At 50.0% G+C, this 13,610-nt stretch carries 14 protein-coding genes; all 14 read left to right on the top strand.

Annotation, left to right across the window (positions count from 1 at the left end; genetic code table 11):
• Positions 1 to 5 precede the first annotated feature (5 nt).
• The 14 genes from C7459_RS06860 (at position 6) to C7459_RS06795 (ending at position 13,245) form a co-directional block, all read left to right on the top strand.
• Positions 6 to 185: a hypothetical protein gene (locus C7459_RS06860; protein WP_109687728.1), complete on the top strand. Its 180-nt coding sequence runs from the start codon at positions 6 to 8 to the stop codon at positions 183 to 185.
• Between the two features lie 70 nt (positions 186 to 255).
• Positions 256 to 1,734, top strand: a complete 1,479-nt coding sequence (locus C7459_RS06855) for a DnaB-like helicase C-terminal domain-containing protein (protein ID WP_170119321.1) — start codon at positions 256 to 258, stop codon at positions 1,732 to 1,734.
• Positions 1,735 to 1,907: 173 nt separating this feature from the next.
• Positions 1,908 to 3,197, top strand: a complete 1,290-nt coding sequence (locus tag C7459_RS06850; RefSeq protein ID WP_109687723.1) for a Glu/Leu/Phe/Val family dehydrogenase — start codon at positions 1,908 to 1,910, stop codon at positions 3,195 to 3,197.
• A 158-nt stretch (positions 3,198 to 3,355) separates the two neighbouring features.
• Positions 3,356 to 4,216 carry an MBL fold metallo-hydrolase gene (locus C7459_RS06845; RefSeq protein WP_109687721.1) on the top strand — a complete coding sequence of 287 codons (861 nt, stop codon included), beginning with the start codon at positions 3,356 to 3,358 and terminating at the stop codon, positions 4,214 to 4,216.
• Positions 4,213 to 5,028, top strand: a complete 816-nt coding sequence (locus C7459_RS06840; RefSeq protein ID WP_109687719.1) for a metallophosphoesterase — start codon at positions 4,213 to 4,215, stop codon at positions 5,026 to 5,028. Before C7459_RS06845 ends, C7459_RS06840 begins: the two co-directional genes overlap by 4 nt.
• Positions 5,029 to 5,078: 50 nt before the next feature.
• Positions 5,079 to 5,465, top strand: coding sequence for a winged helix-turn-helix domain-containing protein (locus tag C7459_RS06835; RefSeq protein ID WP_109687717.1), 387 nt, complete (start codon positions 5,079 to 5,081; stop codon positions 5,463 to 5,465).
• Positions 5,377 to 6,141, top strand: coding sequence for a hypothetical protein (locus C7459_RS06830; RefSeq protein WP_170119320.1), 765 nt, complete (start codon positions 5,377 to 5,379; stop codon positions 6,139 to 6,141). Before C7459_RS06835 ends, C7459_RS06830 begins: the two co-directional genes overlap by 89 nt.
• 61 nt (positions 6,142 to 6,202) lie before the next feature.
• Entirely contained in the window at positions 6,203 to 7,426 is a 1,224-nt protein-coding gene (locus C7459_RS06825) for an MFS transporter (protein ID WP_109687712.1), read from the top strand.
• A gap of 806 nt (positions 7,427 to 8,232) precedes the next feature.
• Complete coding sequence (locus C7459_RS06820) at positions 8,233 to 8,583, top strand: hypothetical protein (protein WP_109687710.1); 351 nt, start codon at positions 8,233 to 8,235, stop codon at positions 8,581 to 8,583.
• The gene (locus tag C7459_RS06815; RefSeq protein WP_109687708.1) at positions 8,577 to 9,146 is read left to right on the top strand and encodes a VanZ family protein; all 570 of its coding nucleotides are present in this window, start codon (positions 8,577 to 8,579) and stop codon (positions 9,144 to 9,146) included. Before C7459_RS06820 ends, C7459_RS06815 begins: the two co-directional genes overlap by 7 nt.
• Positions 9,147 to 9,859: 713 nt before the next feature.
• Positions 9,860 to 11,047 carry a helix-turn-helix domain-containing protein gene (locus C7459_RS06805; RefSeq protein WP_109687704.1) on the top strand — a complete coding sequence of 396 codons (1,188 nt, stop codon included), beginning with the start codon at positions 9,860 to 9,862 and terminating at the stop codon, positions 11,045 to 11,047.
• Entirely contained in the window at positions 11,047 to 11,193 is a 147-nt protein-coding gene (locus C7459_RS23230) for a hypothetical protein (protein ID WP_170119319.1), read from the top strand. Before C7459_RS06805 ends, C7459_RS23230 begins: the two co-directional genes overlap by 1 nt.
• Before the next feature lie 169 nt (positions 11,194 to 11,362).
• On the top strand, positions 11,363 to 12,664 hold the full coding sequence (locus C7459_RS06800) for a helix-turn-helix domain-containing protein (RefSeq protein WP_342766660.1): 1,302 nt from the start codon (positions 11,363 to 11,365) through the stop codon (positions 12,662 to 12,664).
• On the top strand, positions 12,661 to 13,245 hold the full coding sequence (locus C7459_RS06795; RefSeq protein WP_109687702.1) for a hypothetical protein: 585 nt from the start codon (positions 12,661 to 12,663) through the stop codon (positions 13,243 to 13,245). Before C7459_RS06800 ends, C7459_RS06795 begins: the two co-directional genes overlap by 4 nt.
• Positions 13,246 to 13,610 lie beyond the last annotated feature (365 nt).

The raw sequence follows: 13,610 nt of genomic DNA, 5'->3' as shown, positions 1-13,610 counted from the left end.
CAGCCATGAAACCTTTTAATGGGGTCACGCACAAAGACGGGGGCGATCAAGACATGATCGCTTTTGACAACCCGGATGATGGCGATGCGCTCGAAGGCATCCCGCAGGCAGCACAAGGCTACGAGGAAAAGCTGGTCGTCGTGGACAACCCGGATGACTTTGACGATGAAGGTGAAGATTTGTAAGCTTGTGAATTTTCTGGCGACAACCCGACCTTGCTTCTGTTAAAATGAGGGCAAGGGAGGGATGTCCGCCATGACGATGTTTCAACCCGCGATTGGGACTGACGATTTGGAAGCGCTCGTCAGCAAGTACCAGAAGCAATTTAGCTTGGAAGCCCTGACGTATCTGGAAAGTCGGGACATCTCTGAGAAGACGATCATCAACTTCTCGCTGGGTTATGAGGACATCATCATCGGGTTCTCCGTTCAACAGAACAGCGGCCTGTTGCCAGGTCGGATTATTTTTCCGATCCGCAACATGGAGGGTCGAACGCTCGATCTGATCGGTCGCTCTGTCGACGATCGCGAGCCCAAGTACAAGGCCCTGCTCGGCGTCACGCCGGTGCTTTTTAACGAACCGGTGTTGGCCGACAATTCTGAGGTGGTCTTGGCAGGCGGGATGTTTGACGTCCTGTCGCTTGAACAAGTGCCGCTCCCGGCGGTCGCTGTGCCGGATTGCTATTCGTTTCACAAGGAACATGCGCAACTGTTTGCAGACAAACGTGTCTTTCTGTGCTACGGCAACGACGAGGAAGGGCGCCGCGAAGCAGAGCGCGTTTCCAACCTGTTGGAGTCGGTGGCGGAGGAAGTCTTTATCGTCACGCTACCAGAGGGAATCAAGGATATTAGCGACTTGTTCACACGTGCGGAGAATGCCAAGGAAGTGTTCGTTTCCCTGATCAACCGCGCAATCCAGACCAAGCAAGAGTCGGGCATGCCACCAGACGAACACTACTTGACGATGTACAACGAGGAATTTTTGAAACGCCAGCGTGGACAGACGACAGGTATTCCGACTGGTGTATCCGAACTGGACGATCTGTTGCTGGGGGGCTTCCGTCCGGGACTGTATGCCTTGAGCGGCCCGATTGGAGCTGGCAAGACGACGTTCCTCCGCCAGATGGCCGACCATGCAGCGTTTCTCGATTGTCCGGTCGCGTACTTCTCGTGGCAGAACTCGTCGTTTGAACTGTGGGCCAACTCGATTGGACGACTCTCGAAGATCCCGTGGCGAGATATCTTGCTCGGCAATGCCGACCCGGAACTTGTCAAGCAGATCAACGAGCATTACAACGAGTTTGCAGGTCACATCTGGACGTTGGAAGCATCTGTGGACAACACGTGTGAGGACATTTCCGATTTTGTGCAACGGATTGCACAAACGATTGGCAAGGAGCCGATCGTGTTCCTCGACTACTTGCAGCGCATCCCGCATACCAAGCAGGAGATGTTGCCCTCGCAAGAGCGGGCTTCGATGGTCGCCTATGAGTTGCACATGCTGGCGCGCGATTTGAATTGCCCGGTGATCGTGGCTGCCAACGGTGACCGCGATGGGCAATTGCTGGCACAGGCGCTGGAGGCGACGGTGGACGTCTGGATGCATTTATCTGTCTATGATCCAGAGGATGGAACGCACGCGCTCGAGGTGCTCCAGAACAAAAACGGCGACCGTGGAGCCATACGTGTCGCAATCGGCCAAGATACGACCGTTTTCCGCTCAGCGGGTGAATGAGTGAGCTATCTGGCCTAGCGAGTGAGCTAAGCACGCTGGAATGGAGTATTTGGACTTGTACCGTGTATCATAGCTTCTTACCGTCCATGCATGAACTTCCCATGTTCGGATGGAAGGTGTATATTGGTTGAGAGTTAGAAACCCTTTCAATTGTTCAAAGGTGGTCGAGTCGAATGAGTAGTACCCAGGACACAACTTCGAATGTTACGAAAAGCGAACCAACTGAAAACCTGAATGTGTTGACCAGTACCCAACTGGTCATTGCTGATGCGCTGAACAAGCTTGGCTACGGCCCAGAAATGTTTGAATTGCTCAAGGAACCGCTCCGTGTCCTGACCGTCCGCATTCCGGTCCGCATGGATGATGGCACTGTCAAGGTCTACACTGGCTACCGTGCGCAGCACAACGATGCTGTCGGCCCGACCAAGGGCGGCATCCGGTTCCATCCGGAAGTGACCGAGGACGAAGTCAAGGCTCTGGCGATCTGGATGTCGCTGAAGTGCGGCATCGCGAACCTGCCGTATGGCGGGGGCAAGGGCGGCATCATCTGCGATCCGCGTGAGATGTCGTTCCGCGAACTGGAGCGTCTGTGCCGTGGATACGTCCGTGCGATCTCGCAGATCGTCGGCCCGACCAAGGACATTCCGGCTCCAGACGTGTTCACCAACTCCCAGTCGATGGCTTGGATGATGGACGAATACTCCCGTATCCGTGAGTTCGACGCACCGGGCTTCATCACCGGCAAACCGCTGGTGCTGGGCGGCTCCTATGGTCGTGATTCCGCAACCGCACGCGGTGTGGCGATCGCGATCCAAGCAGCGGCCAAAGTCCGCGGAGTTGAACTGAAAAACGCACGCGTTGTCGTGCAAGGTTTCGGGAACGCAGGTGGCTATCTCGCGAAGTTCATGCATGACCTTGGTGCAAAAGTTGTCGGGATCTCCGACGCTTACGGCGGTCTGCATGATGAGAATGGCCTGGACATCGAGTACTTGCTCGACCGTCGCGATTCGTTTGGCACGGTCACTAAACTCTACAAAAACGTGATCACGAACCAAGAACTGCTCGAACTGGATTGCGACATCCTCGTGCCGGCGGCGATTGAGAACCAGATCACCGCGCGCAATGCGTACAACATCAAGGCTGGCATCATCGTGGAAGCAGCCAACGGCCCGACCACGATCGAAGCGACCAAGATCCTCTCCGAGCGCGGCATCCTGCTCGTTCCGGACGTTGTGGCAAACGCAGGTGGCGTTATCGTTTCCTACTTCGAGTGGGTACAGAACAACCAAGGCTTCTACTGGAGCGAGAACGAAGTGGACGAGCGACTGGAGAAGATCATGTCGCACTCCTTCCATTCCGTTTACGAAACGGCACGCGTGCGCAAGATCGACATGCGTCTCGCGGCCTACATGGTCGGCGTTCGTCGCATGGCAGAAGCTTCGCAACTCCGCGGTTGGGTCTAAGATCAACTTTTGGTATACTAAAAGGGTGGGGCCCGTTCACGGGCACCGCCCTTTTTTGCACACGACGAACCTGACCTACATACCACACACCTAGAGGCTCCCGCACAGTAGTAGTTCGTTAGCGGGAGCATTTTCATATCACGAGGAGGGCGATGAGGATGGCGAAACGACTGGAAACGAACGTACCGGGGGATTTTTACGTCAATACCAACTGCATCGATTGCGACCAATGCCGCCAGATCGCCCCAGCGAGTTTTTCAGCCGTGCGCGGGATGTCGGCGGTGACGACCCAGCCACGCGATGAGCAGGAACGGCGGTTGGCGCAATACGCGTTGCTCAGTTGCCCGACGGGTGCGATCGGCAGCGAGAGCAATGACGGGCTGCAGGAAGCGATGAGCGACTTTCCGCTGTTGGTCGACGAGAACATCTACTTCAACGGCTTTACGGCCAAAAACTCCTATGGCGCGAGCAGTTACTTGCTGGTGCATCCAGAGGGGAACTGGCTGATCGACTCTCCGCGTTACCTGCCACAATTGGTGGAGAAGTTCGAGGCGATGGGCGGAATCCGTTACATCTTCCTCACCCACCAGGACGACGTGGCCGATGCGGCGCGATATGCGGAGAAGTTTGGTGCTGAGCGGATCATCCATGAGTGGGAATTGCAGGCACAACCGGGGGCGGAGCATGTGATCCACGGAACGGAAGCGGTGGAGTGGAGTCCTGAATTCCGCATCATCCCCCAACCGGGCCATACGCGTGGGCATCTCGTGTTGCTGTACCAAGGCCGGTATTTATTTACCGGCGACCACCTCGCGTGGGATCGCGACACGCAAGACCTAGATGCCTTCGAAGACTTCTGCTGGTATTCGTGGGCGGAGCAGGGGCGATCGATGCAACGGCTCGCTGAGGAATCCTTCGAATGGGTGCTGCCCGGTCATGGTGATCGCAAGCAGCTTCCTGCAGCAGAGATGCAAGCACGGATGGCACAGTTGGTGCAACGGATGGAGGTTCCTTCATGAGGCTTTTGATTCTATCCGACCTCCATTGCGACAACAACCACCAACGTCTCGGTCGGAGCATCATCCCTGAGGTGGCGGCCTACATCCGCGAAGTGGCGCCAGATCACGTGATCGTGGCCGGAGATATGGCCGGCGGCGCGAAGCGTTGCATCCAGTACATCGAGGAATTGGAACAGCTCTCCGGCGTGCGGCTGTCCTATATACCTGGTAACCACTCGATCTGGACAGACAAACTCAACGACTCGTGGAAGGAGTATGAGCAACTGCGCAACCACCACTCCTCGCTGATCGGCAACCCTTTATTGCTAGGGGAGAAGTGGGCGGTGATCGGGGATATGGGCTGGTACGATTACAGCTACCGGGAGGAATCGTGGACGCGAGAGGAGTGTGTCAGTCGCAAGGAAAGCTACTGGCGGGACAGCGCATTTGCCAAGTTTGGCATGGACGACGAAGCGGTGACCGACCGGATGTTGGAGTCGTTTCGCACACAGTTGGCGGCACATCGCGACCGGAACGTGATCTTTGTCAACCACTTCATCCCGTACCGCGATTATGTGCCGATCTCCCCGCATAACAAGGTCTGGAACATGATCCGCCCGTTCATGGGCAGCAGCAGGATCGGCGACTTGCTCGACGAATCGCCTCATGTACGGCACGTGATCTTCGGGCATGTGCATTGGCGGTTTGGGTCAAAGCGGCGCGGAGATCAGTGGGTACACTGTCACCCGCTCGGGTATGTCTACGAGTGGAAGACCGAAGACTTGGCACAGGAGATCCGCGATGCGAGTCATGTGATTGAGATCGATGTCTAGCCAGAAAACACCCTCCTCGGTATAATGGTTTCCGAGAGAGGTGTTTTTTTGTGGCCCATCTGCACTTTCAAGCGGACGCTTGGTCCGTTACCTATAAAGGCACCCGCATCACGCTGCTCCCGAAGGAGTACGCGTTGCTCGACTTTCTCTACCGCAACCAAGGACACGCGTTCACCCGTGACGAGTTGTTGGATCGCGTCTGGCCGTTGGAAAGCCCCGTCGACCGCCCCGTCGACGATCACATCTATCGCCTGCGGAAAAAGTTGAAGAGTTGGTCTGAGGTGATTACCCTCGACACCGTGCGCAGTGTGGGATATCGCATGACGATGAAAAAAGGAACTCCAGTCGATGACTGTCGTTCCATCGCTCCTCGATGCGGAGGTCAACACCTATGTGAACAAGATGTTCAGACGTTACCACTTGCTCGGGCAGGGTGAATCGATGCAAGTGCTGTTTGACCAACAGAAAGTGCTGGGGATCGAGCTCGATCCGTTTTACGAACTGTACCTACAGTTCATCACAGGTGAATTCGTGTGGTTGGCGGAGACCAATGAGTTTTCGGTGGAGGACCGGCTGTATTTTTTGTTGGTCACCTACTTCTACATCCTGTTCCCCTACACGATGACGGGTCGTGTGGAAAAAGCGCTAGAGCGCTTAGCGAGTACCACACATCAGACGGTGACAGAATTGGGAATCGAGGAGGGGTTTGCGATCCCGGTGGCGCTCACCGAGACGGTAGCGTATTTTGTGGCTGGACAGTTTGACCGGATGGAGGAGAGCTTGAATCGGATCGGGGCGATGGTGGAATCGTCTCCTTACTTGCGTGAAAGTGGCAACTACCGACTGGTTTGTGGTCTCTGGGAGTTGCACGAGGGGCGCAAGGACGCGGGCAAAGCGTTGCTGGATGAAGGATTTGCTGTCTTGCGCCAGTCGAAGTTCGTGCCGCAGAATTTGATGTATTTGCGGTTGATCCACTTTTTCTTGGAGCAGTACCTCGACATGCCGGATCTGTATCGAGAGTACAAAGCCTTGTGGAAGGAAATGTCCACCCGGTACAACTTCGAAGTAGCTGCACAGAAGATGCGAGAAGTTTTGCGCCAGACGTTGCTCTGAAATTCCTCTGACATTCCCCCTGTATGCTGAACGTATCAAGCAGCCTACAGGGGGAATTTTGATGTTGTGGAGCAACAAACCGTTTCAGCGGTTGTTCATTTCGTATACGTTCTCAACACTAGGGGATTGGTTTGACATGATGGCGATGACGGTGATGATCGGCTATGTCTGGAATTCCGACCCGATGATCTTGGCGATGGTGCCGCTGACCTTTGCAGTTCCAGGGCTGTTGTTCGGGCAGATCGCAGGCGTGTTGGCGGATCGCTGGCCGAAACTGCGCTTGCTGATCGTGATGGACATCTTGAGTGCAGGGTTGACGGTGGCGTTGATGTTTGCGCCCAATGTGTATGTGCTGTTGGCGTTGCTGACCTTGCGTTCCTGTGCAGGAACGTTCCATTACCCGGCGCAGCAAGCGCTGACCCGATTGCTTGTGGCGAAGGAAGAGCTGTTGAAAGCGACCTCGTTGAACGGGATCGTCAACCAAGTTGGCAAAGTGTTGGGCCCGGTGCTTGGCGGGACGTTGGTCGCGGTGTTCTCGCCGCAAGCGTGCATGTTGGTGAATGCGGTGTCGTTTGCACTCTCGGCGATGATTTTGTTGACGGTTGGGCGCGTGGAAGAGAGGCGATCTAGTGAGGTGCAGAGCGAGGCCGGAGCAGAGGCATCGGAGCCAAAGCTCTCTTTTGGGCAAGAGTGGAAGGCAGGGTGGTCGATGGTCGCGAGCAATCGCGTGCTGTTGAACTGGTTGGTGTTCGGGCTGGTCGCATCGGCTGCGTTGCAGTTGGGTGACTTCCAGATCCCGGTGGTGTTCCGCGAGTATGATGCGACCCGGACAGACTTGTTCGGCTATGCGGTGTCATCGATTGGGGTGGGGTCGGTGATCTCGATTGCCTTGCTGAGTCGGCGCAAGGAGATCAAGTCCTATGGCTGGCTATTTGGCGCAACGGGCTTGCTGCGACCAGGGATGGCTTGGTGGATGATCATCGTCGTGGCGCTGATCGGCGGGCTCGGGAACGGGTTGACGATGACGGGGACGAATTATGTGATGCAGAAAGAGACCCCGCCGGAAGCGATTGGGCGCGTGTCGGGGATCATGAACTCGATGTTTAGCGTGGTGCTGATTGTGTCGCCGTTGACAGGTGGGGTGTTGGTACGGACGTTTGGGGCGAGCCCGACGTTTCAGGGGATTGGGATGTTTTTGGTGGTGATGGGGGTTGTGGGGATTTTGGTGGATCGGGTTTGGTTTCAGAAGAAGCGGACAGCGAGTACGATGAACGCGACATCTTGATTCTCCACGGTAATGAACACTGGGAACCGAGGATAATGAACTTTGTCACTATTCAATTGGTGAATTCATAGTAACATAGGTATGCAGATGAGGGAATAGGAAATTTGAAAATACAATGGGGATTGAGTGGGTCAATTCGACCCGCTCATTTTCTTGTACTGAGAACGACATATAAAGTGAAAATATCATAGCGCGATAAATTCATATTTAAAATAATTGTTTATAATTCGTATGATCGAGAGTATCATCCTCTATCAAGGACAGTGGAGTGTCCTTGGATTCACCGCTGATAATTGGACAGGAGATTGGGCGATGAAAGCCGGAGATTTTCAAAACATTCGAGTCCTCTTCATCACAGATGATAGGTACATGAATCTATGTCTGAATAATTTGGTTCGAGGGAAGTAAATCGGAAAGGCAAATGCCTCTTCTTTTTGTTTTGACCACTTAGAACGCCAATTTTTTCAAGGGAGTGTCCAAAGCTGGCGATCTTGCCTGTCAGTAGTTTGACGGATCGAATGTCCAACGTAAAATATATTCACGAGTTTTTGATGGCTTGCTAGATCGTTATGTGGTCAGCTTCTTTGTCAGTCCTTGGACATGGTACGAAATCAACTTTTGGACTTGATTGTCGCTTGCGGCCAGTTGGATCGACACGCTATCTTTGTCGAGGTGGAATTGTGCAGAGTAACGCGGCGAGGGAGTGGGGGATATTTACTGAAAACAATAAAATATTGCATCTTAAAAAATAATGTGCTAATATGATTTCGTTATAAAATTAAATAAAAACTAATGGGGTAACAATGATGAACGTTTGGAAACAGAAACTCGCAGTTAGTCTCGTGGCTTTGAGTGCGCTATTGGTTCCGGTTGTGGCATTTGCAGCAAATAACACCTATGACATTCAGTACAACTTTGACTCTAACTTGACAGGGACAACAAGAACGTTTGGTGGGTCTAACATTGCAGTTGATCTTAACTCTAACTACAATGGCACAGATAAGAGTAACTATTTCTCGGTAGATCTGTTCCGTCACCACACTTTTTCTTCGGATGATTTCATTAGCACTGGTACTGCTCCGTCCATCGGTACAAAGACCATCCAATGGGGGGGTGTTGGTGCTGGTGACTTCAAAGAGGGGGAATCTATATGTTGAGATCACCATTATTGATTTTAATTTTGACAATAGTTTATTTGATTGTAATAATATATAATATTTTTAAAAAAACACCACCTATGCAAATTTTCGTTTTTTCTGCCTTGTATGTCTATCTGGGTGCAGTAGTAAGCCTTGTATTTTTTCCTTTCCCATTCCAGCAAAGTTATCTAGAGCATTTACGTAGTTTGCCGTATCAGCCGCAAAACAATATTGTTCCGTTTAAAGAAATAATTCAAATTTGGGAATACGACACAGGACTTGATTTTCTGAAGCAAATTGGTGGTAATATATTGATGTTATGTCCATTTGGTTTCCTTGTTCCGCTAGTTTTGCAACGTCCAAAATTCTCGAAAGTGTTACTCCTAGGCTTTCTTTTCTCGGTTCTCCTTGAAACAGCGCAACTGGTATTGGATACGATCATCAACTACAATTATAGAACGGCCGATGTTGATGATTTAATTTGTAACACGTTAGGTGTACTTGTAGGATATCTTGCTTGGAGATTGCTGGAAAAGCCCTTCAGCTTGACATCAATGATGGGTAGGGAAATACGATCCTAAATTGGTATTAGCTCTGTCAAGTAGATAGAAAAAAGAAGTAATTTTTATGCAATGGCCGCTTCTCGATATTCTTTCGGGGAGCGGTCTTTTAGTTTTTTCTGAAAGAACTAGGAGGTTTATAGCGCTGAACGTGATGAATTCCAGCGTTGAGGATGAAGAAAAAAAATCTGAAAAAATATCATTGGAATACTTCCTTCCACATGATCCTGTTATCTTCCGATTCCGATTAAACGCCTTTTTCGGGTGTGAAATTGCATCTAAGACAAGGAAAATAGTCATTCCCTCGATTGCGTTGAAAATTGCAATTTTAGCGTGTCGGTAGTGTTCACCGTACGAAACTATTCAGATCATCTCAAAAACATTGTACAAGCCAAATACGAGGCGGATAGATGGATGCGGGGAGCCAATAATAGGGCTTCCTTTTTGTTGTTCGACCCGAATTCAACCACTTGCTGCAAATGCCTTCTACGTCATCTCAAAGGTCACAGACGATACGCCAAGCCCGCGTGCCCTACCTCAACTAGCCCGCCAGGTCTGCGAAGCTGAGATGAGCGTGTAGAAAGCGAAATACAAGACTGAACGAAATACTTACTGCATTCAGAATCGCAGTAACGAATTGTATACTTCTTTTGTGTAATTCGCTATAATTGAAATGGTATGTTGTTTGATCAGTGGTTTACCTTTAAAGTCAACTCGTTCATGGAGGGAAATACATGAGTACGATAGAACATACAGCAAGCGTAACTTTTGGCAAAATCCCGTTAGGTCGGAGAATTGCAGAATTGATGCAAGAAAAAGGGGATGCTTTCTCGATCCGTGCCTTCGCGGAGAGATTAGGAGAAAACCGTGAAACATTCAGACAAACACTTTTGGGGAACCGTCCAATTGCAATCGCATTGCTGGAAAATGTTGCAAAGGGACTTAAAGTTGAAGAGGATAGATTGCGTCAAAGAGATACATATAAAAAGGAAGAAGAATTAACTACCCTACTATCCTCACAGAGAAGAACCAAGGACTCTATGCTTCGTGCCGAAAAACTAGCCAATGAACTTGTTAGTGTTGCATTGGGTTTTACAGAACGTTGCATGTGTTGGGCGAATCTAGGACGCGCTCAATACTATCTCCAAAAGTATGACCTTGCTCACGAATCCTTCTTGACTGCAATGGAATATGCTGAGAAGGTCAATGAAACGTTCAGTGATAGTGCATTGCTTTACCATGTAACGTCATACATCATGGTGACATTTACCATTAGAAAGGAATACACCAATATAGTCCATACTCTGAATGTAGTTGAGAGTGCCTTTTCGGACGATGCCGAAAAAATGGGCTATGTTCACTTCACACGTATGAAATGGCATGAGCACAGGGGGGATTTAGAAAAAGCTAAAAAGCATTCTTACCTTGCTCTAGAATACTTCGAGAAAACTCACAAAGAAGTGCAAATCGGAAAAGCCTACATAAATGTTGGGCATTATGAATACCATTTAGGAAATTACCAGGGTGCAAAAAAAGCTCTAGAGAAAGCACTAGTCTTGCTCCATCATTTCGAGTATCCGAGACTTTTCGCTATTAAAGAATATGCGAAGACTCTGTTAAAATTGGGAGAACGAACAGCGGTTAATACATTAGTTTTGGAAAACAATATCGTGTCAAAGGAATTTCCAGACTTGCATGGGAAACTGCAAATTCTGTATTCAATGTCACAGGATGACCCATCATTTGCTATTCGTGTAAGCGATGATTTAAATGTTGGAATGGCTGTACGTTATTCCGCATGTAAATATTTGATGGAGTATTACGCATCCAAGGGTGACTCAGAATCCTTGTTGCTTTACTATATGAAGAGTAACACACTGATGCAGAATTACGGTGGGTTAATCGACGAGGAGGGATTCTAATGAAAAAACTTTTAGCTGTAAGTATTTCGCTGATTGCAGTAGTTGTCATAAGTACAACTACTGCATCAATAGTTCATTCAGTCAAAGTTGCAGAAACAATTCCACCTGACCTTAGCTCAAAAGCAATCACCAAAGATTGGAAATAGCAATGCTCTAAGCCCCTCGTTAATGGTAGATGAGGGGCTTTAGATTGTCACTTCTCAATTTGACATTGTAACATGCAGTTGAACCTACAACAGCCATTCATTGGAAAAACCATCCCAAGATCAAAGGGATGGTTTATTGTGTTTATAGGCAATAACACAAAACGAAGAGGTGGTTAATGTGGAAACTTTCGGTCAACGTCTCCGCCAACTACGGATGAAAAAGGGTTTAACCCAAATACAACTAGCAGAGGGGATCGTAACCCCATCAATGATTTCACAGATCGAATCGGACAAGGCCAAACCAAGTTATCACGTCTTGGGCAAGATCGCAGAGAAACTTGAGATCCCTCTAGACGAACTGATTGGGAACTTGGAAATGAACCTTGTCATCATCAGCGAGTACAGATTGGCGAAAGGCATGCTATCTGCCGGTGAATTTTCAGGTGCGCTGCCGTTTTTGAAAAAAGTTATCCAAACAAACAATGGCAAGCTCGATCCGTTTGAAATTCGCTACGATTACGCCTGCTGTTTGCTTGGGCTGAGTCAATTTCGAGAAGCAGAAGAATCGTTCCAGCAATTGTTAGATCACGCACATTCAACCAACGGAAGTCCCATCATGCTCATCCGTGTCTTGCATCAGCTAGGGCAGTTGGAGTTGAAATGCAGACGTTATCAGATCGCGGAGCATTATTTGACAAATGCTCTCACACAGATGCGGTCATCCAATTTGAAGGACGTACATCTCCAATGCTCACTGCTTCTGACGTTGGCGGAGATTCAAAATAAATCGGGTCAATTGAAACAAGCAGTTGCCACGCTTCAACTGGCCTTGCCGATCTTGGAGGAAAGAGAGGACATCCAAGGGATTGGAAACCTCTACATGAAGCTGGCACAGTCCTCTCACGTAGCCGACCAGTACGAGCAAGCGGCTGACTATGCACAACGCGCTCAGTGGTATTTCGAGACATTGAGTTGCAAGACGGAGAAGTTGACTCTTGAAGTCCGGCTTGCAGTTCTCCAAGGGGAGATGGGGAATCGAGACAAAGCGATAAGTAGTTTAGAGACTATCGTGGAGGAATACAGAAGACTTCGGCGGGATGAGGAAATGGGGACCACGGTAACCGAGCTTGCGAAACTCTACCTCGCTGGTGGGAAACTCGATCAAGCAGAGGAAGCGTGTCAATCGGCTAGGAAGCTGTTGCCAACCGTCCATTCCTACCAAGCATGGGTAGCCAGGACTCAAGCCGGTATCGCTCAGGCACGCAATCAACAGGCTGTCGCGGTCAAATACATGAAACAGGCGGCAGACTGCTTCAAACTCACTGAGTTCCACACGGAATATGAGGAGACGATGCAGGAGCTATCTCACTTGTACGAGTCCCACGATGACTGTCAAAGTGCGTTACGTGTGATGCATGAGATGTGGTCATTCAACCGCCAAGCACGGGAGCAAAGGGGGATCGTGCTATGAGTCAGGTTGTTTTGCCGAAAAACGTCAGCGAGTTTGTCCGTACTGATTCTGGCTCACACCTCCTCCTGTTACTATTGGAGCAATCGTTCGGACATTCCCTCCAGCGGATCAATCCCGTTGAACGTGCAAACATGGCACGAGAATACGGCAACGACTCAACCGTAGAATTGGACTTGGAGGTACTGTTAGATCACCTCTCCATGATTCGGGTGGTTACCAACCTAAACAGTCGTGCAGAGGAAAGTCTAATCAACTATTGGGCTTCGGAGAACGGATCAATCTTTCTAGCTGATGCGCGGCGTTATGTAGCTGATGCCTTGCGAATCGCACCACAGAAACATCCTGAACGTGGTAGAGCCTATAAGAACCTTGCCTATCTCCTACTGGCACGGAACAAGACACAAACGGCCTGTGAACTCATCTGCAAGGCAATGGAGATATTCCAGCAGAATGGACTGATGGAACAGATCGAGGAACTTCTTGAAATGATCTCAACCCGAACAGATACTGAGTGTAATTTGGTACAAAAAAACATTGCAGCTGTACTTCGGAAAATGGAAGTGGAAGGGAATCGAGTTTGAAGCTCCAACGCCCAAAGTGGCGATTGAGATGTTGATGAGTCAACAGGTAGGATTGGAACTGGGGAACGCATGATTAAGTAGGGCAACCTAGAAGGTTGTCCTTTTTGTTTGGCTAATCTGGTTGGTAGATGTTTGATCTTCATGAGTGCCATAGGTACGCTAACTTCCGTAGAGAGAGCAGGCTGGCAAGTAAAAAGACGACCCCGCTGGGATCGTCCTTGTGTGTGTGTGAACCTAGTAACCATCGTAGGCGTTGCCAGCACCATTCATTCCTACCGAAGATTTAGGAGTCATGCGAATAAAATACCCAGAACCTGTAGCAATGGAGTTAAAGGTGCGGGTGTACCATGCGCCGTTTTTGGGGA

The organism is Tumebacillus permanentifrigoris (assembly GCF_003148565.1).
Lineage (GTDB): Bacteria > Bacillota > Bacilli > Tumebacillales > Tumebacillaceae > Tumebacillus > Tumebacillus permanentifrigoris.
Note: the sequence above shows the minus strand (reverse complement) of the source record. Positions and strands in the feature narration are given on the sequence as shown.

Bases quoted from the DNA above. Each gene is read 5' to 3' on its own strand.
- C7459_RS06855 (WP_170119321.1), top strand. From the start codon at position 256: ATGACGATGTTTCAACCCGCGATTGGGACTGACGATTTGGAAGCGCTC.
- C7459_RS23230 (WP_170119319.1), top strand. From the start codon at position 11,047: ATGAAAAAACTTTTAGCTGTAAGTATTTCGCTGATTGCAGTAGTTGTC.
- C7459_RS06845 (WP_109687721.1), top strand. From the start codon at position 3,356: ATGGCGAAACGACTGGAAACGAACGTACCGGGGGATTTTTACGTCAAT.
- C7459_RS06795 (WP_109687702.1), top strand. From the start codon at position 12,661: ATGAGTCAGGTTGTTTTGCCGAAAAACGTCAGCGAGTTTGTCCGTACT.
- C7459_RS06840 (WP_109687719.1), top strand. From the start codon at position 4,213: ATGAGGCTTTTGATTCTATCCGACCTCCATTGCGACAACAACCACCAA.
- C7459_RS06850 (WP_109687723.1), top strand. From the start codon at position 1,908: ATGAGTAGTACCCAGGACACAACTTCGAATGTTACGAAAAGCGAACCA.
- C7459_RS06830 (WP_170119320.1), top strand. From the start codon at position 5,377: ATGACTGTCGTTCCATCGCTCCTCGATGCGGAGGTCAACACCTATGTG.
- C7459_RS06805 (WP_109687704.1), top strand. From the start codon at position 9,860: ATGAGTACGATAGAACATACAGCAAGCGTAACTTTTGGCAAAATCCCG.
- C7459_RS06820 (WP_109687710.1), top strand. From the start codon at position 8,233: ATGAACGTTTGGAAACAGAAACTCGCAGTTAGTCTCGTGGCTTTGAGT.
- C7459_RS06860 (WP_109687728.1), top strand. From the start codon at position 6: ATGAAACCTTTTAATGGGGTCACGCACAAAGACGGGGGCGATCAAGAC.
- C7459_RS06825 (WP_109687712.1), top strand. From the start codon at position 6,203: ATGTTGTGGAGCAACAAACCGTTTCAGCGGTTGTTCATTTCGTATACG.
- C7459_RS06815 (WP_109687708.1), top strand. From the start codon at position 8,577: ATGTTGAGATCACCATTATTGATTTTAATTTTGACAATAGTTTATTTG.